Source organism: Pseudomonas sp. NPDC090752 (assembly GCF_055584805.1).
The window spans coordinates 169,481-186,861 of the sequence record NZ_JBVJLI010000003.1; the positions used below are offsets into that span (position 1 = coordinate 169,481).

General features: G+C 63.1%; 13 protein-coding genes. 7 read left to right on the forward strand and 6 right to left on the reverse strand.

The annotated features are described in order from the left end of the window. The first annotated feature begins 74 nt into the window (after positions 1–74). Together ACZ6YA_RS05985 and ACZ6YA_RS05990 are read left to right on the forward strand one after the other, a co-directional pair. Positions 75–1,223, forward strand: a complete 1,149-nt coding sequence (locus ACZ6YA_RS05985; protein ID WP_465896205.1) for a pyridoxal phosphate-dependent aminotransferase — start codon at positions 75–77, stop codon at positions 1,221–1,223. Beyond that, positions 1,211–2,002: an amidohydrolase gene (locus ACZ6YA_RS05990; RefSeq protein ID WP_465896207.1), complete on the forward strand. Its 792-nt coding sequence runs from the start codon at positions 1,211–1,213 to the stop codon at positions 2,000–2,002. The genes ACZ6YA_RS05985 and ACZ6YA_RS05990 overlap by 13 nt, the downstream gene beginning before the upstream one ends. Before the next feature lie 114 nt (positions 2,003–2,116). On the opposite strand, the gene ACZ6YA_RS05995 is transcribed toward ACZ6YA_RS05990, so the two are convergent. Together ACZ6YA_RS05995 and ACZ6YA_RS06000 are read right to left on the reverse strand one after the other, a co-directional pair. Beyond that, a complete protein-coding gene (locus ACZ6YA_RS05995; protein WP_465896451.1) occupies positions 2,117–4,672 on the reverse strand; it encodes a PepSY domain-containing protein in 2,556 nt (851 codons plus the stop codon). Between the two features lie 102 nt (positions 4,673–4,774). Next, positions 4,775–7,063, reverse strand: a complete 2,289-nt coding sequence (locus ACZ6YA_RS06000; protein WP_465896209.1) for a TonB-dependent receptor — start codon at positions 7,061–7,063, stop codon at positions 4,775–4,777. Positions 7,064–7,284: 221 nt separating this feature from the next. On the opposite strand from ACZ6YA_RS06000, the gene ACZ6YA_RS06005 reads away from it, so the two are divergent. Then, a complete protein-coding gene (locus ACZ6YA_RS06005; protein WP_465896212.1) occupies positions 7,285–7,965 on the forward strand; it encodes a Fe2+-dependent dioxygenase in 681 nt (226 codons plus the stop codon). Positions 7,966–7,968: 3 nt separating this feature from the next. Then, a complete protein-coding gene (locus tag ACZ6YA_RS06010) occupies positions 7,969–8,718 on the forward strand; it encodes a tetratricopeptide repeat protein (protein ID WP_465896214.1) in 750 nt (249 codons plus the stop codon). A 156-nt stretch (positions 8,719–8,874) separates the two neighbouring features. Here the strand turns inward: ACZ6YA_RS06010 and ACZ6YA_RS06015 are convergent, their stop codons facing one another. Continuing rightward, positions 8,875–10,038: a type III PLP-dependent enzyme gene (locus ACZ6YA_RS06015; protein WP_465896216.1), complete on the reverse strand. Its 1,164-nt coding sequence runs from the start codon at positions 10,036–10,038 to the stop codon at positions 8,875–8,877. 506 nt (positions 10,039–10,544) lie between these two features. On the opposite strand from ACZ6YA_RS06015, the gene ACZ6YA_RS06020 reads away from it, so the two are divergent. The 3 genes from ACZ6YA_RS06020 to ACZ6YA_RS06030 all read left to right on the forward strand — a co-directional run bounded on the left by ACZ6YA_RS06020 (position 10,545) and on the right by ACZ6YA_RS06030 (position 14,551). Next, complete coding sequence (locus ACZ6YA_RS06020) at positions 10,545–11,033, forward strand: RNA polymerase sigma factor (RefSeq protein WP_465896218.1); 489 nt, start codon at positions 10,545–10,547, stop codon at positions 11,031–11,033. A gap of 17 nt (positions 11,034–11,050) precedes the next feature. Beyond that, the gene (locus ACZ6YA_RS06025; RefSeq protein ID WP_465896220.1) at positions 11,051–12,013 is read left to right on the forward strand and encodes a FecR family protein; all 963 of its coding nucleotides are present in this window, start codon (positions 11,051–11,053) and stop codon (positions 12,011–12,013) included. Between the two features lie 108 nt (positions 12,014–12,121). Then, complete coding sequence (locus ACZ6YA_RS06030; RefSeq protein WP_465896222.1) at positions 12,122–14,551, forward strand: TonB-dependent siderophore receptor; 2,430 nt, start codon at positions 12,122–12,124, stop codon at positions 14,549–14,551. Between the two features lie 110 nt (positions 14,552–14,661). Here the strand turns inward: ACZ6YA_RS06030 and ACZ6YA_RS06035 are convergent, their stop codons facing one another. From ACZ6YA_RS06035 to ACZ6YA_RS06045, 3 genes are read right to left on the reverse strand one after another with little or no spacing between them, the layout of a single operon-like run. Next, on the reverse strand, positions 14,662–15,819 hold the full coding sequence (locus ACZ6YA_RS06035) for an osmoprotectant ABC transporter ATP-binding protein OsmV (protein ID WP_465896224.1): 1,158 nt from the start codon (positions 15,817–15,819) through the stop codon (positions 14,662–14,664). Then, positions 15,816–16,469: an ABC transporter permease gene (locus ACZ6YA_RS06040; protein WP_465896225.1), complete on the reverse strand. Its 654-nt coding sequence runs from the start codon at positions 16,467–16,469 to the stop codon at positions 15,816–15,818. Before ACZ6YA_RS06040 ends, ACZ6YA_RS06035 begins: the two co-directional genes overlap by 4 nt. Beyond that, a complete protein-coding gene (locus ACZ6YA_RS06045) occupies positions 16,466–17,377 on the reverse strand; it encodes a glycine betaine ABC transporter substrate-binding protein (RefSeq protein WP_465896227.1) in 912 nt (303 codons plus the stop codon). The genes ACZ6YA_RS06040 and ACZ6YA_RS06045 overlap by 4 nt, the downstream gene beginning before the upstream one ends. Positions 17,378–17,381 lie beyond the last annotated feature (4 nt).

The following is a 17,381-nucleotide window of genomic DNA, read 5'->3' on the forward strand; positions in this document are numbered from 1 at the left end:
TTTTTCCTGACTGCTCGATCCGCTATGCTCGGACTCCACCCCCGTGCCGGATAAACCCCAGGAAAGAGGGCTTCATGATCCGCAGCAAACTGCCGAACGTCGGCACGACCATCTTCACCACCATGTCCCAGCTCGCCGTGCAAACCGGTGCGCTCAACCTTTCCCAGGGTTTCCCCGACTTCAATGGCCCGCAGGCGCTGCTCGATGCGGTCGGCCGCCATGTGTCCGCCGGGCATAACCAGTACGCACCCATGACCGGCTTGCCGGCGCTGCGCCAGCAGGTGGCGGGCAAGGTCGAGCGCCTGTACGGAGCCAAGGTGGATGCCGACCAGGAAGTGACCATCACCCCGGGTGCCACCGAGGCGATCTTCTGCGCCATCCAGGCAGTGATCCACGCCGGCGACGAGGTGATCGTCTTCGACCCGTGCTACGACAGCTACGAGCCGTCCGTGGAACTCGCCGGTGGCCGTTGCGTGCATGTGCAACTCAGCGATGGTGATTTTCGCATCGACTGGCAGAGGTTCAGCGATGCCTTGAGCCCGCGCACGCGCATGGTCATCCTCAACTCGCCGCACAACCCCAGCGGCGCGCTGATCACCCGAGAAGACCTCGACCAGCTGGCGCGGCTGATCGAGGACAGAGATATCTATCTGGTCAGCGACGAGGTTTACGAGCACCTGGTCTACGACGGCGTGCGCCACGCCAGCGTGCTCGCACACGAAGCACTCTTTGATAAGGCCTTCGTGGTCAGTTCGTTTGGCAAGACCTACCATGTCACTGGTTGGAAGACCGGCTATGTAATTGCGCCACCGGCCTTGAGCTCCGAGCTGCGCAAGGTGCACCAGTACGTCAACTTCTGCGGGGTCACGCCGCTGCAGTGCGCGCTGGCCGACTTCATGGCCGAGCACCCGCAGCACCTCGACGAGCTGCCAGGCTTCTACCAGGCCAAGCGCGACTTGTTCTGCGACCTGCTGCAAAGCTCGCGCTTCAGTTTCCAACGCACGGCCGGCACCTACTTCCAACTTGTGGATTATTCGCAGATTCGCCCGGACCTGAACGACGTCGACATGGCCCTGTGGCTGACTCGCGAGCACGGCGTGGCGACCATTCCGGTGTCGGTGTTCTACCAGCAACCCATCCCTGAGCAACGCCTGGTGCGCCTGTGCTTTGCCAAACGTGAGGAGACGCTGCGTCAGGCGGCGGAAAAACTATGCGCGATCTGAGTGCACTGCCCAACCTGAAAATCGCCCTGGTGCAGACCACGCTGGCCTGGCACGACCGCGAGGCCAATTACGCGCATTTCGAGGTCTTGCTTGACCAGGTGGGTGATGCCGACCTGGTGATTTTGCCCGAGATGTTCACGACCGGTTTTTCCATGGAGTCGGAGCGCCTGGCCGAGCCTGAGAACGGCCCGACCTACAAATGGCTCAAGGCGCAGGCCAAGCGACTTAACGCAGTGATCACCGGCAGCGTGATCATCCAGGCCGCCGATGGCAGCCACCGCAACCGCTTGCTGTGGGCACGCCCGGACGGTGAGGTCCTGCACTACGACAAGCGCCACCTGTTCCGCATGGCCGGGGAGCACGAGCACTACACCCCCGGCGAGCGCCAGGTGCAGTTCGAGATCAAGGGTTGGCGGGTACGCCCGCTGATATGCTACGACTTGCGCTTCCCGGTGTGGAGCTGTGATGCCCAGGACACCGATCTGCTGTTGTACACCGCCAACTGGCCAGCGGCGCGACGTACGCACTGGAACCGCCTGTTGCCGGCGCGGGGTATCGAGAATCTGTGTTTCGTAGCGGCGGTAAACCGGGTAGGCACCGATGGCAAGGGCTTCGCTTATTCAGGCGACAGCCAGGTGCTGGACTTCCAGGGTGAGAGCCTGCTCAGCGCCGGGGAGGCGGACGGGGTGTTCACGGTGGTGCTGAGGGCGAAGGAACTGGCAGATTACCGTGCCCGGTTCCCGGCCAACATGGATGCCGATAGCTTCAAGCTGCACTGAGCCAGTACTGGCCCTTTAGCGGGCAAGCCGGATCGCCGGACCGCCGCTCCCACAGGTTCATCGCTGAATCAAATTTGTGGGAGCGGGCTTGCCCCGCGAAAGGGCCGGCAGTGACTAGTACACATCCCGGCGATATCGCCCGTCTTCGATCAATTGCTCGACCAACTCTTCACCCAGCATGCCCTTGAGCGCCGCATCCACCCCCGCCGCCATCCCTTGCAGGCTGCCGCAAACATACACACAAGCGCCATCCGCCACCCAGCGCTTGAGCTCGTCGGCGTGCTGCAGCAACACATCCTGCACATACACTTTCTCGGCCTGATCGCGAGAAAACGCCAGGTCCAGCCGCGCCAGATCGCCAGTATCCAACCAACCTTGCAGCTCATCGCCACACAGCAGGTCATGCGCCCGGTTACGCTCACCGAACAGCAGCCAATTACGCTGTTCGCCGGCATTGATCCGCGCCCGTGACAGGCTGCGCAGCCCAGCCAGCCCAGTGCCGTTGCCGATCAGAATCATCGGCGCGGCGCTTTCGGGCAGGTGGAAGCCACTGTTACGCCGCAGGCGCAGGCTCAGGGTGCCGTTAACCGGCAGGTACTCGGTCAGCCAGCCAGAGCCCAGGCCAAGGTTGCCGTCGGCGTGGCGCTCCTGGCGTACGATCAGCTCCAACACACCGTCGCTGGCAATCGAGGCGATGGAGTATTCGCGGCTGCCGATCGGTACCAGCGCATCGATCAGCGCCTGTGGCTGCAAACCGATCAGATGGTCGCGGCGCGTCGGTAGCTGGCGGCCTGCCAGGGCCTGGCCGAGGGTTTCGCTCAGGCCATCGAGTTGCACCTTCGCGTTGGCATCCAGCGCCATACCGCTGAGGAACGCGTCCACGCGGGGCTGGCCATTGAGCGGCAGGATCTCCACCAGATCTCCAGCTTCCCAGCTGGCGGGTTGCTCCGGGCGAAGGCCCAGCAGGTAGACAGGTTGGCCCTGGCTGCCCGGGTTCAGGAGCGTACGGCTGACCAGGCTCCAGTTGCCGAAACTCGGCGGTTGCCAGGCCGCAACAGGCTGGGCGCCGGTCAGCTGCGCAAGTTCTTGCTGCCATTGCTGCAAGGCTGCCTGGTCGGCGTTATCGACTTCCACCGGGCTGAACGCGCTGCTGGCACCGCGCTCGCCGAGCCAGGCTTGCAGGCGCCGGGCAAAGCCGCAGAAGTGCGGGTATTGACGATCACCGAGGGCCAGTACGGCATAGCTCAAACCGTTCAGGGCCCAAGGTTGACCCAGCGCCTTACGTTCGAAAGCGCGGGCGCTGTCCGGCGCTTCGCCGTCGCCGAAGGTACTGACCACGAACAGCGCGCGGCGGGCCGAACGCAAGTCCTGTTCGCCCAGCTCGGCCAGGGCGCGCACCTGTACCGGCAGGCCGGCGGCCTGCAGCTGGCCGGCGCTCTGCCAGGCCAGTTGCTCGGCGAAACCGCTCTGGCTGGCAAAGCCGATCAGCCAACTGTCGCCGCTGGCGTTGGCGCTGGTAACGCTGCCACGGGCGGCGCGGACCTGGCGTTTCTTGCGGCGGCGGTCGAGGTACAGCAGCCACCCGGTGACGAAGAACAACGGCATGGTCAGGCTGGCGATGGTGACGATGATGCGCCCTGGGAGGCCGAAGTATTCACCCACGTGCAGGGCGTAGACGCTCTGCAGCAGCTGTGCCTTGAAGGATTTGTCGGTGTAACGGTCGTGGTTTTTTACCTGGCCGGTGGCCGGGTCCAGCACCAGGGTGTTGAAGGCGCGCGGGTGCGCCGCGTCGTCGAGCAGGTAGAACAGGTTGGCCGGCTGGCCGCCCGCGGGCGGCAGGCGCAGGTTGTACATGGCCAGGCCCGGGCCTGCGGCATCCTTGAGGTTGGCCCAGATGGCGTCGTAGTCGACCACTAACGGCGGTGCATTCTTGTCGACTTTCTGCGGCCCGTGGCGGCCGCGGCCTTCGCCACGTTTTTGCTGCTGGCCGGCGGCGGGCGCGTCGGCCAGCAGCTTGTTGAGGCCTTCGCGATACCACCCGTAAGACCAGAACAGCCCGGTCAGCGCGAACAAAAGGTAGAACACTAGGCACCAGGTACCGGCTACCGCGTGCAGGTCCCAATTGAAGGCGCGGCCTTTCTTGGCCCAGTCGAAGGTCAGCCAGGTGCGCCAGTTCAGCGCCTGCCGGGGCCAGCGCAGGTACAGGCCGGACAGGCAGAAGAACACCAGCATCAGGGTGCAGGCACCGGTGATCTGTCGGCCCGTATCGCCCATTGCCAGGAACCGGTGCAGGGTGAGCATCAGTTGGAAGAAGCCTTGCCCGGCGGCTTCACCCTTGAGCTCGCCGGTATAGGGGTCGGCGTAGCGCAGTTCGCCACGGCGCTCGCCCGGTGCTGGAGTGAAGAAGACCCGCGCGGCATTGCCTTCGCGCACATCGACCCACAGCATCGACACCTTGTCGCCTTGCTCGGCCTCTACCTTGCGCACCAGCTCGGCCGGAGGCAGCACGCCTTCGGCGCGCACTTCTACCTTCAGCACATCGGCGTTGAATGCGCGCAGCAGCTCTTCCTGGAACGAGTAGAGCGCCCCGGTGATGCCCATCAAGGCCAGCACCAGGCCAGCGGTGATGCCAAAGAACCAGTGCAATTGGAACAGCGTCTTTTTCACCACATCGATCACCTTGTCGTGCTGCCGCACCCTGCGCGGCGTGCATTATGCCTTGATACGCAAAAGCCCCGCTCACTGGAATGAACGGGGCTTGGGGTTGCTGCTTTAGAAGTGGACGCTGGTGGTCAGCAGTGCGGTCCGGCCCGCCGCCTGGTTGGCGAAGTGGGTGGAGAACGCTTTGTCGTAGTAGACCTCGTTGGTGAGGTTCTGCACGTTCAGCTGCAGGTCGACGTTCTTGGTCAGCTTGTAGGCGGCCATGGCGTCGTAGCGCACGTAGCTGTCGACCATGGTGGTGTTGGCCACGCTGCCGTAGACGTCATCCACGTAGAACGCGCCGCCACCGATGGTCAGCTTCGGCGTGATCGAGTAGGTGGTCCACAGGCTTGCGCTGTTGTTCGGGGTGTTCGGCAGCTGGTTGCCGTCGTTGGCCTTGCCCAGCGGGCCGCCGTCGATCTGGCGAGCCTGCATGTAGGTGTAGCCGGCGAACACCTGCCACTTGTCAGTCAACTTGCCGCTGGCCGACAGCTCGATGCCCTGCACGCGGGTTTCACCGACGTTTTCGTAGCTGGTGGTGTCCACCTGTACGCGGGCGTTTTCTTTCTCGGTGCGGAACAGCGCGGCGGTCAGCGACAGGCGCTGGTCGAGCAGGTCCCACTTGGTGCCGATTTCGTAGTTGGTGGTTTCTTCCGGCTCCATGTCGCTGCTCAGCAGGTTGCCGGCGCGGTCGGTCGAGCCGCCCAGCGGGTTGCCTTCGGTGCCTTCGCCGAGCATGGCCCCGGGTGGCGTTGCCGAAGTGGCGTAGGAGACATAGATGCTGCCGTTTTCTGCCGGTTTCCACACCAGGCCCAGCTGGCCGGTGACGAACTCGCTGACGTCCTTGCCTTTGGCAGTGGTGGTACCCGCTGCGTTGTAGGTCTTGTAGTCAGTGTCGAAGTGGTCGTAGCGCAGGCCCATGTTGAGCAGCCAGTCCGGCGTCAGCTCCAGGGTGTCGAACACATAGAGGGCGCGGGTCTTGCTGTTGGTGGTGGTGCCGGCATAGTTGCGGGCGATGCTGCCGTTCCACGGATCGTCCGGGTTCGGGTTGCTCAGCGAGGTGCAGTTGTAGCCGCTGCTGGCGCCGATCATGCTCGGGGTGCAGTTGGTGTTAGCGGCGCCACCTGGCACGGTGTCGGTGTTGACGGTGTAGGAGGAGCGATCGCTCTCTTCACGGCTCAGCTCGATACCGGTGGAGAAGCTGTTCTTCATGCCGCCCAGGTAGAACTCGCCGAACAGGTCGGTCTGGTTGGTGGTGGTGGCGGTGTTGCCAACGCGCGTGTTGGCACGGCGCCAGACACTGCCGTTGTTGACGTTGCCCTTGCTGTCGTCAGGCTGGGTGAGGATGTAGTCCTGCATGCTGTTGCCGTGACGCAGGGTGTTCTTGACGGTCAGCGAGTCGGTCAGGTCGTGCTCGATGGCGAAGGTTGCGATGTCGACGCGGCTCTTGCGGAAGTCGCGGCCGGTCAGGCCGTAGAAGTTGTCGCTGTCGCCGCCGTCGTTGGGCTTGCTCGGGTGCGCCGAGGTACGCGCGCCGCTGCCACCGGTCGGGATGGTGTATGGGATGCCCGAATCCGGCAGGTCGTCGCTTTCCAGGTGGTAGTAGTCGAGGTTGACGCGGGTCGGCGTGCCCAGGCCGAAGGCCAGGGACGGGGCGATACCCCAGCGGTCGTAGTTGACCTTGTCACGGCCGGCGACGTTGCTCTCGTGGGTCATCAGGTTGAGACGACCGGCAACGCTGTCGCTGAACTGGTAGTTGCCATCGAACGTGTAGCGCTGGGTCTGGTCGCTGCCCCAGGTCCAGGCGCCGTCCAGCGAGTTGCCCAGGTGCGCGCGCTTGCTCACCAGGTTGATGGTGCCGCCAGCGGCGCCGCGGCCACCGATGGCCGAGTTCGGGCCCTTGGCCACTTCGACCGATTCGATGGCGAAGATTTCGCGGGTCTGCGCGCCGGTATCGCGCACGCCGTCCAGATAGGTGTCACCCTGGGCGTCGAAACCACGGATGAACGGGCGGTCGCCTTGCGGGTTGCCGCCTTCGCCAGCGCCGAAGGTGATGCCGGGCACGGTGCGCAGGGCGTCCTGCAGGCTCAAGGCATTGGTGTCCTTGATCACTTGCTGCGGGATCACGGTGACCGAGCGCGGGGTGTCCACCAACGGTGCGGTGTACTTCTGCGAGGAGGCCTTTTCGACCTTGTATTCGGTGCTGGCCTGTTCAGCCTTGCCATTGACGCTGGTGGCGTCGAGGGTGACGGCGCTAGTGGCGGCTGGATCGGCGGCATACGCGGTCGAAGCGCTGAGGGCAACGCCGATGGCGGTGACGATCAGGCGTGGTGAGCTCACTGCAGATGGTACGTGACGCATTTTTATTGGCCTTCCCCAAGGTGTGAAGGCGGCGGATCATAGTGTAAGCGATTGTAACTAACAATTGAGACTCGTTACCATTTGCTAGGAATTTACAATCTTTACAAATTCTCTTTACGGTTTAAGCTCGCTGAATCGTCTAAGGCGCCGAAAGGGCTTGTGTCGCGCGAAAGGGAATCAATATCATTGGCGCCTTTACATTTCTTGACGGTGCCGCCGCCATGCTGCTTCACATTCCCGGCTTGTTCGACGCCGACGAGCTCGCCCGCATCCGCGAAGCCCTGGAGCAGGCCGACTGGGCCGATGGCAAAGTCACGGCCGGTTACCAGTCGGCCAAGGCCAAGCACAACCTGCAACTGCCGGAGGGCCATGCCCTGGCCAAGGAAATTGGCGGTGCGTTGATTGACCGTCTGTGGAAAACCCCGCACTTCATGTCGGCGGCGCTGCCACATAAAGTGTTCCCGCCGCTGATCAACTGCTACCGCGAAGGCGGCAACTTCGGCTTCCATATCGACAACGCCCTGCGACAGCCCAAGGGCAGCCCGGAGCGGGTACGCACCGACTTGTCCTCGACCCTGTTTCTCAGCGAACCCGACAGCTACGACGGCGGCGAGCTGGTGATTCAGGACACCTACGGCGTGCAGCAGATCAAACTGGCCGCCGGCGACCTGGTGCTGTACCCCGGGACCAGCCTGCACAAGGTCAACCCGGTAACCCGTGGGGTGCGCTATGCAGCGTTCTTCTGGACTCAAAGCCTGGTGCGCGAAGACAGCCAGCGGGCATTGCTGTTCGAGATGGACAACGCCATCCAGCAACTCACCGCCGATGTGCCCGAGCACCCCTCGTTGCTGCAACTGACCGGTACCTACCATAACCTGTTGCGCCGCTGGGCCGAGGTCTGATCCGTGTCCTACCAGTTGCGTCGTGAGGAAGAAGTGGATGTTGCAGGCTTGCAGGCCATGCTCGAAGAGAGCCCCGGCAAGGCGGCCCAGGCGATTCTGGCGGCAGCCGGGCAGGGCGTGATCGAGGCGCAGTTGCTGCTTGGGCAGATCCTGCTCGACGGGCGTGGCATCGAGCAGGATGCCGCCGTTGCGCGCAGTTGGTTCGGCATCGCCGCGCAGGGCGGTAGCGCCATGGCCCACAACATGCTCGGGCGTTGTCTTGAACATGGCTGGGGTGGCGAGGTGAGCCTGAGCCAGGCTGCCATCCACTATGCGCGGGCAGCGGACGCTGGCCTGGATTGGGGCCTTTACAATCTGGGTAACCTGCTGGCCACCGGGCGGGGGGTACCGGCCAATCAGTCACAGGCATTGACGTGCTACGAGATGGCCGCGCAGATGGGCCATGCCAAATCGATGAACCTGTACGGGCGATACCTGGAGCAGGGCCTTGCTGGCGCGCCAAGCCCGGTAAGGGCGGTACGCTGGTACCGGCGTTCGGCCGAGGCGGGGGATTTTCGCGGGATGTTCAGCCTGGCGCTGGTGCTGGTCGAGCGGGGCGAACTGGCTGAGGCTGGGCGTTGGCTGGAGCAGGCACGGGTCGAGGGCAATATGAATTTCCTGCGCAGTGCGTTGGTGACATTGCAGGGGGCGGGGCCGGTGTTGATGGCGTTTGCCGGGCGGTATGCCGAAGAGATCGGACGGCGCGAGGCTTGATGTTGCCTGTAATGATCTCTTCGCGGGCAAGCCCGCTCCCACAGGTACAGCACTGATCTTGAAACAGTGGAAAATCTGTGGGAGCGGGCTTGCCCGCGAAGAGGCCAGAACTGACAGTACACCAATGAAAACGGGGCCTTTCGGCCCCGTTTTGCATTACAGGTAGAAGGCCTTCAACGGCGGGAAGCCGTTGAATTCCACCGCGCTGTAGCTGGTGGTGTAGGCACCGGTCGACAGCCAGTACAGGCGGTCACCGATGGCCAGGTTCAGTGGCAGGCCGTACTTGTAATTTTCGTACATGATGTCGGCGCTGTCGCAGGTCGGGCCGGCGATGACCACTTCTTCAGCTTCACCTTTCTTCTCGGTCCAGATCGGGAACTTGATGGCTTCGTCCATGGTTTCGATCAGGCCGGAAAACTTGCCCACGTCGGTGTAGATCCAGCGCTCGACGGCGGTGCGCGACTTGCGTGCCACCAGCACTACTTCGCTGACCAGGATACCGGCGTTGGCGATCAGCGAACGGCCAGGCTCCAGGATGATTTCCGGCAGGTTGTCACCGAAGTCTTCCTTGAGGAAGCGGATGATCTCTTCGGCGTAGGTTTCCAGGCTGTTGGTACGGGTGATGTAGTTGGCCGGGAAGCCACCGCCCATGTTGATCAGCTTCAGCTCGATGCCGTCTTCTTCCTTCAGGCGCTCGAAGATCACCTTGACCTTGGCGATGGCGGCGTCCCACACGCTGATGTCGCGCTGCTGCGAACCCACGTGGAAGGAAATGCCGTACGGCACCAGGCCCAGGTCGCGGGCGAGGATCAGCAGGTCCATGGCCATGTCGGTCTGGCAACCGAATTTGCGCGACAGCGGCCAGTCGGCCGTGGTGGAGCCTTCGGTGAGGATACGCACGTAAACCTTGGAGCCCGGGGCAGCCTTGGCGATGTTGCGCAGGTCGGCTTCCGAGTCGGTGGCATACAGACGCACGCCCTTCTCATAGAAATAGCGGATGTCCTTGGACTTCTTGATGGTGTTGCCGTAGCTGATGCGGTCGGCGCTGACGCCACGGTCCATCACTTTGTCCAGTTCGTAGATCGAGGCGATGTCGAAGCTCGAACCTTTCTCTTTCAGCAGGTCGATGATCTCGACCGCCGGGTTGGCCTTGACCGCGTAGTAGACCTTGGCGAATTCGAAACCGGCGCGCAGGTCGTCATAGGCCTGGCTGATCATCTGGGTATCGATGAGTACGAACGGGGTTTCCTGCTTGTCGGCGAACGCCTTCATTTTCTGAAAGGTGTCACGCGCGAAATAATCTTCGACCTGGATCGACATGCTCAGGGACTCCATGGGCAAACTGAAAAGATAAGTGGCTGCAAACTGAACGTCCTCCGTATCCCCACTTTGGTTCGCCTACTCAGTACTTGAGCCGGATGGATCGTTTCCAGCATGGACGTTCGGCGCGCACTTTAGGGCGTGAAGAATGCAGAATCAACAGGCAATCCGGGCGTGATCGGCGTGGATCGACGACCAGCCATTTGAATAACCGACTCGTGTGACCGGAAGATGTTCCCTGGGATGTTTGAAGCGTTAAATATTGTGGAATAGACCGCTTTGACCCCTTCGCGGGCAACCCCGCTCCTACGGGGATCACACCGTTCAGGTGAGATTGGGCTTGCCCACGAAAGGGCCGAAGGTGTTCATATTTATGGCCACATTTTTCTGGTACCCACGTACAGAAAATCAGCCATAAATTTTTTGTTACCGACTGGCGGAATTGCCGATTTTGATGAGAAACATTACTATTCGCACCCTTCTTTGCCTCCCTGACGACCCCAACCGTGTCCGGACCCAAAGGCTTTCTCGACCACTACCATGAGCTGATCGGCACCTGGACGCGCAAGCTGCGCAGTCGTCAGCAGGCCGAGGACCTCACCCACGATGCGTTCGTGCGGGTGCTGGAAAACCCGCGCGAGCAGGTCGAGCAGCCACGCGCCTACCTGCACCAGACCGCGCGCAACATTGCGGTGGACGGTTTCCGCCGCGAGGACCGGCGCCAGGCGCTGGAGCTGGAGGCCTTCGATGAAAGCACCAGCAGTAGCGGCGACCCGGAAGCCTACGTACACGCCCTGGAACTGGCCGACAGCGTCGAGCGGGCGCTGGCCGAGTTGCCACTCAATTGCCGGCGCGTGTTCATCTGGCAGAAACTCGAAGGCCTGACCCAGGCCGAGATCGCCGAGCGCATGGGTTTGACCAAGAACATGGTCGAAAAGTATATGATCCGCACGCTCCGGCATCTGCGTGAGCACCTGGATGTGTCGGCACCATGAGTCAGGAGACCTTACCCATGAAACAGCACGGTAGCGATAGCGTCCGCGAGCAGGCGGCCGAATGGTTCGCCCGCGTGCAGGATGCGCCGCGCGATGCCGGGCTGCTGGCACAGTTGCACGCCTGGCAGGAGGCCGACCCGCAACACCGCGAAGAGTACGAGCAATTCGAAAGACTGTGGGGCGCCGCCGACTTCATCCCGCGCCAGCGTCTCGAAGCACTGTGTCAGCCAGATCCCGTGCAGCAACTGCCACGTCGGCGTTTCGTTCGCCAGGCGTTGGCGGCCGGTATCGCCGTGGTCGCCCTGGGGCTGGGCTGGAGTGGCTGGCAGCACCAGCGGTTGAATCATCAGGATCATCTGCAGACCGCTTTTGGCGAGCGTCGCCAGGTCGAATTGCCGGACGGCTCGCAGCTCGAACTCAACGGCGGCACCCAACTGCAGGTCGATTTCAGCGCAGGGCGTCGGCACATTCAGCTAAGCGCCGGCGAAGCGATGTTCATCGTCGCCCACGACAGCAGCCGACCGTTCGTGGTCGATACCGCCCAGGGCAGCGTGACCGTCACCGGCACCCGCTTCGATGTGCGCCTGGATCCGGCCGCTACCCGCGTGGCGGTGGAGCAGGGTTCGGTCCGCGTGCAGGGCAAGGACGCCTCGCTGGCGCAACTGACAGCCGGCCTGGGCGCTTCTATAGATGCACAAGGTAAAGTGGCGCCGCCCTATGCGGTGAATGCTGCGGCGCTGACCGCCTGGCGTCACGGCAAGCTGGTGTTTGACAACGCCACCCTGGCCGAGGTGGTGGCCGAGGCCTCGCGTTATCGTGCCCAGCCACTGCGCGTTGCTCCCGGCAAGGTGGCGCAGATGCGCCTGTCCAGCACCTTCAGCACAGACGACACCGACGCCCTGCTGCGGGCCTTGCCGAGCATCCTGCCGGTGGCCATCAAAACCCATGAAGACGGTGCTCGCGAAATAATCGCGAAATAGATTCAGGTTTTTTTCAGCTCGTTCGTCTTCCTCGCCAGCTGCAACTGCCAAGCATTTCCATTTGCATGCGGTTGGCGTTTATCCCGAACTTCAGGATGTCTTGACGACGTGAACAACAAAAAACCTCTGCCACGCTTGCGCGCCCTGGCGCTGGCCCTTGCGGTCAGTGCGGTGGCCGTCAACAGCCACGCCGAACAGGCTGGCGCTGCCATCCAGATCCAGGCGCAGCCCTTGGCCTCGGCGCTCAGCCAACTGGGCCAGCAAACCAGCCTGCAGCTGTTCTACAGCCCTGAACTGGTGGCCGGCAAACAGGCCCCGGCGGTCTCCGGCAACCTGGCGCCGGTGCAGGCGCTGCAGCAGTTGCTGCAAGGCAGCGGGCTGACCTTCGAAATGTCCCAGGACACCGTGGTGGTAAAGCCACTGCCGACCACCCTGGAGCTGGGCAGCGGTAGCCTGGAGCTGGCGCCCACCGACATCAAGGTGGTCGGTGACTGGCTGGGCGACGCCAACCAGTCGGTGGTGCAGAACCATCCCGGCGCGCGCACCGTAGTGCGTCGTGAGGCCATGATCGAAGAGGGCGCGATGAACGTGCGCGATGTGCTGCGTGGAATCCCCGGCGTGCAGGTGCAAGACTCCAACGGCACCGGTGGCAGCGACCTGTCGCTGAACGTTGGCGTGCGCGGCCTGACCTCGCGCCTGTCGCCGCGATCGACCGTGCTGATCGATGGCATCCCGGCGGCCTTCGCCCCCTACGGCCAGCCGCAGCTGTCGATGGCGCCGATCTCTTCGGGCAACCTCGACAGCATCGACGTGGTGCGCGGGGCCGGTTCCGTGCGCTATGGCCCGCAGAACGTCGGTGGGGTAATCAACTTCGTCACCCGGGCGATCCCGGAGAAAACTTCGGCGGAACTGTCAACCACCCTGGAGACGTCGCAACACGGCGGCTGGAAGCATACCGAGTCGGCATTCGTCGGTGGCACGGCCGACAACGGCATGGGCGTGGCCTTGCTCTACACCGGGGTGAACGGCAACGGTTACCGCGAGAGCAACAACGGCAACGACATCGACGACGTCATCCTCAAGACCCACTGGGCACCCACCGACGTCGACGAATTCTGGCTCAACTTCCATTATTACGATGGTCGCGCCGATATGCCCGGTGGCCTGACCCAGGCACAGTACGACAGCAACCCATACCAGTCGCTGCGTGACTACGACTACTTCGCCGGCCGGCGCAAGGACGTGTCGTTCAAGTGGCAGCGCCAGCTCGACGACGCCACCCAGTTCGAAGTTCTGACTTACTACACCGACAGCTTCCGCGGCAGCGCCATCGCCGCGCGGGATATGAAAACCCTCTCGTCGTACCCGCGCAATTACCACACCTTCGCCATCGAGCCGCGTGTGTCGCGAATCTTCTTCGCCGGCACGACCACCCAGGAAGTCAGCGTCGGCTACCGCTACCTGAAAGAAGCCATGCGCGAGCAATCGACTCGCCTGGCGCTGATCGACAATGTGCCGACCGTGACCCCGACCTCCGACGGCCACGTGTTCCAGGACCGCAGTGGCGGCACCGAGGCCAGCGCCTACTACATCGATGACAAGATCGATGTCGGCAACTGGACGATTACCCCGGGCATCCGCTTCGAGCATATCAATACCGATTGGCGTGACCGCCCGGTGCTGGACGCCAACAACCGTCCGGTGGCGGAGAAGAAGCGCAGCATCACCAGCAACGAGCCACTGCCGGCGCTGAGCGTGATGTATCACATCTCCGATGCCTGGAAGGTGTTCGCCAACTACGAAACCTCGTTCGGCAGCCTGCAGTACTTCCAGCTGGGCCAGGGCGGCACCGGCAACAGCACGGCCAATGGCCTGGAGCCGGAAAAGGCCAAGACCTACGAGATCGGTACGCGCTATGACAACGGCGGCTTCGCCGGTGAGCTGACCGCTTTCTATATCGACTTCGACGACGAGCTGCAGTACATCAGCAATGACGTGGGCTGGACCAACTTGGGCGCCACCAAGCACCAAGGTATCGAGGCGTCGGTGCGTTATGACCTGGCCGGGCTGGACCCGCGCTTGGAAGGCCTGTCGGTAAATGGCGGCTATACCTTCACCCGCGCCACTTATGAAGGGGAGATTCCCGGCTTCAAAGGCCGCGACCTGCCGTTCTACTCGCGCCAGGTGGCCACGGCCGGCGTGCGTTACGCGGTCAACCGCTGGACCTGGAACCTGGACGCCTACGCTCAATCCAAGCAGCGCGCGCCGGGTACCGGGATCAATGCTAATGGCAGCTTCAATGGCGACTACATCACCGAGCCGAGTGCCGATGGGCAGTATGGTGACATTCCGGGCTACGTGACCTGGCATGCCCGTGGTGGCTATGACTTCGGGCCGCAGGTGTCCAACCTGAAGCTGGCGGCGGGGGTGAAGAACCTGTTCGACAAGCAGTACTTCACTCGGTCGAGTGACAATAATGCCGGATTGTATGTGGGTGAGCCGCGGACCTTCTATGTGCAGGCCAGTGTAGGGTTCTGATACCGCGTTGCCCCATTCGCGGGGCAAACCCGCTCCCACAAAAAGTGCAGCGCTGCTGTCTCTGTGGGAGCGGGCTTGCCCCGCGAATGGGGCGCAAAGCGCCCCCGCGATTACGAAACCACCGCCTCGGCCGGCGACACGATGCTGGTCTTAGCCCCCCGCGAACGCCCCGAGCTCAGGTAGGCCGCAATCGACTCCTGGGTCACCTCTCCCAAAAACACCTGCTCGGCATCCAGCACCGGCAACCACGCCCGGTTGAACTCGTACATCCGCGACAGCAGGATGCGCAAATGCTCGTCGTGGGAGGCGGTGGCATTGAACTGTCGCAGGAAATCACCGCAGGTGCCTTGCTGGCGGTGCATGTCACGCCGGCGCACATAACCCAGCGCCTTGTTCTGCCCATCGGTCACCACCACATAGCGGCGGTCGTGCTCGTCCAGCAGCTCCAGCGCATCGCTCACTGGCGTCTCGGGGCTTACCGACGGCGCGTTGTCTGCGGCATCTTCTGCACGCACCAGCAGCAGGCGTTTGAGCGTGCTGTCCTGGCCGACGAAGTTGCTGACGAAATCATCCACCGGGTGCGCCAGCAGGGTGTCCGGATGGTCCAGCTGCAGCAGCTTGCCGGCGCGGAAGATGGCGATCTTGTCGCCCAGCTTGATGGCTTCGTCGATGTCGTGGCTGACCATGATCACGGTCTTGTTCAGCGCCCGCTGCATCTCGAAGAATTCGTTCTGGATCATCTCGCGGTTGATCGGGTCGACCGCGCCGAACGGCTCGTCCATCAATAGAACCGGAGCCTCGGCCGCCAGCGCGCGGATCACGCCGATGCGCTGCTGCTGGCCACCGGACAGCTCGCGCGGGTAGCGCTGCAGGTACTGTTTGGGTTCCAGCTTGATCATGCTCATCAACTCGCGGGCGCGCTCGTGGCAGCGCTGCTTGTCCCAGCCGAGCAGGCGCGGGACCACGGTGATGTTCTCTTCGATGGTCATGTTGGGGAACAGGCCGATCTGCTGAATCACATAGCCGATCTGGCGGCGAAGGGTCACTTCATCCAACCCGCTGGTGTCTTCGCCATTGATGAACACCTGGCCGGAAGTTGGCGTGATCAGGCGGTTGATCATCTTCAGCGTGGTGCTCTTGCCGCAACCCGAGGGGCCGAGGAATACGCAGATTTCGCCTTCGTTGACGGTCAGGCTGACCGCGTCGACGGCTTTGACGTCCTTGCCGTTGACGTTGAAGGTCTTGCTGAGGTTCTTGAGTTCGATCATGAGCGCAGTCCTTCTGGAGTCAGGGCACGTTGCAGGGTTTGCAGGAGCAGGTCGGCGATGATTGCCAGCAGGCTGACCAGTACGGCGCCGACCAGCAGCATCGACATGTCGCTGCGGCTGATGGAGGTGAGGATGAGGACGCCAAGGCCGCCGGCACCGATGGTGGCGGCGATGGTCATCACACCGATGTTCATCACCACGGCGGTGCGCACGCCGGCGAGGATCACCGGCACTGCGATGGGCAGCTCGACCATGCGCAGGCGCTGGCCGAAGGTCATGCCGATGCCGCGTGCGGCCTCACGGATGCCAGGCTCGACATTGGTCAGGGCCAGGTAGGTGTTGCGCAGGATCGGCAGCAGCGAATACAGGAACACGGCGGTGATCGCCGGCAGCGGTCCAAGCCCCTGGCCGAACTTGGAATAGAACGGCAGCAGCAGGCCGAACAGGGCGATCGACGGGATGGTCAGCAGCACCGTGGCGCTGGCTTGCAGTGGCCCGGCGAGGGCTGGGAAGCGGGTCATCAGGATGCCCAGCGGCACACCGACGAGAATCGCCAGGCTGACGGCGATGCCGACCAGCATGATGTGCTGCCAGGTCAACTGAAGTACCTGGGCCCAGTCGAGGTGGGCGAACGTGTCGAGCAGGCTCATGGCTGTACCTCCTTGAGGGGGTGCTCACGCAGGAACGCGGCGGCCACCGCCGTCGGGTTCTGGTGTTCGACGTCGACCTTGGCGTTGAGCTGGCGCATGGTTTCGTCATCCAGTTGCTCGGCCAGTGGCTTGAGCAGGGCGACCAATTGCGGGTTGGCGTCGAGCACTTGTTTGCGCACCACCGGGGCGGCGGTGTAGTCGGGGAAGTAGTGCTTGTCGTCTTCCAGCAGCTTGAGGTTGAACGCGCTCAAGCGGCCATCGGTGGTGTACACCAGGCCGGCGAACACCTGGTTGTTGTGCATCGCGGTGTAGACCAGGCCGGCGTCCATCTGGCGGATGTTGGCGCGGCCCACTTGCAAGTCGTACATCTCTTTCAGGCCGACCAGGCCGTCCGGGCGGTTGGCGAACTCGGTGTCCAGCGCCACCAGGTGATTGCGTTGGCTCTCGTCACGCAGCACCTGGTTGAGGTCGCTGATCGTGTTGATCTGCGGGTAGGCTTCGGCCACCTGTTTGGGCAGGCCCAGGGCGTAGGTGTTGCTGAACTTCGACGGGGTCAGCCAGATCAGGTCCTTCTTTGCGTCCAGTTCCTTGACTTTGGCGTAGGTGGCGTCGGCGCCGGGCATGCGCTCGTCGATATGGTTATAGGAGACCAGCGACACGCCGGTGTATTCCCACATCAGGTCGAGCTGGCCGGTTTCCTGGGCCTGGCGGGCGATGCTGCTGCCAAGGCCGGTGGTGACGCGCACATCGAAGCCGTTGGCGCGCAGGTATTGAGCGGTGATTTCGGCGAGCACGGTCTGTTCGGTGAACACCCGCGCGCCGATGCGTACCAGCGGTTTTTCCGCCGCCTGGGCAAATCCTGCGAACAGCAGGGCCGCGCCCAGCAGCAAGGCGATTCTCTTCTTCATAGGT

What these genes read in the sequence shown, in the direction of transcription:
- ACZ6YA_RS05985 (WP_465896205.1), top strand. Translation starts at nt 75, where the DNA reads ATGATCCGCAGCAAACTGCCGAACGTCGGCACGACCATCTTCACCACC.
- ACZ6YA_RS05990 (WP_465896207.1), top strand. Translation starts at nt 1,211, where the DNA reads ATGCGCGATCTGAGTGCACTGCCCAACCTGAAAATCGCCCTGGTGCAG.
- ACZ6YA_RS06000 (WP_465896209.1), bottom strand. Translation starts at nt 7,063, where the DNA reads ATGCGTCACGTACCATCTGCAGTGAGCTCACCACGCCTGATCGTCACC.
- ACZ6YA_RS06005 (WP_465896212.1), top strand. Translation starts at nt 7,285, where the DNA reads ATGCTGCTTCACATTCCCGGCTTGTTCGACGCCGACGAGCTCGCCCGC.
- ACZ6YA_RS06015 (WP_465896216.1), bottom strand. Translation starts at nt 10,038, where the DNA reads ATGTCGATCCAGGTCGAAGATTATTTCGCGCGTGACACCTTTCAGAAA.
- ACZ6YA_RS06025 (WP_465896220.1), top strand. Translation starts at nt 11,051, where the DNA reads ATGAAACAGCACGGTAGCGATAGCGTCCGCGAGCAGGCGGCCGAATGG.
- ACZ6YA_RS06035 (WP_465896224.1), bottom strand. Translation starts at nt 15,819, where the DNA reads ATGATCGAACTCAAGAACCTCAGCAAGACCTTCAACGTCAACGGCAAG.
- ACZ6YA_RS06040 (WP_465896225.1), bottom strand. Translation starts at nt 16,469, where the DNA reads ATGAGCCTGCTCGACACGTTCGCCCACCTCGACTGGGCCCAGGTACTT.
- ACZ6YA_RS06045 (WP_465896227.1), bottom strand. Translation starts at nt 17,377, where the DNA reads ATGAAGAAGAGAATCGCCTTGCTGCTGGGCGCGGCCCTGCTGTTCGCA.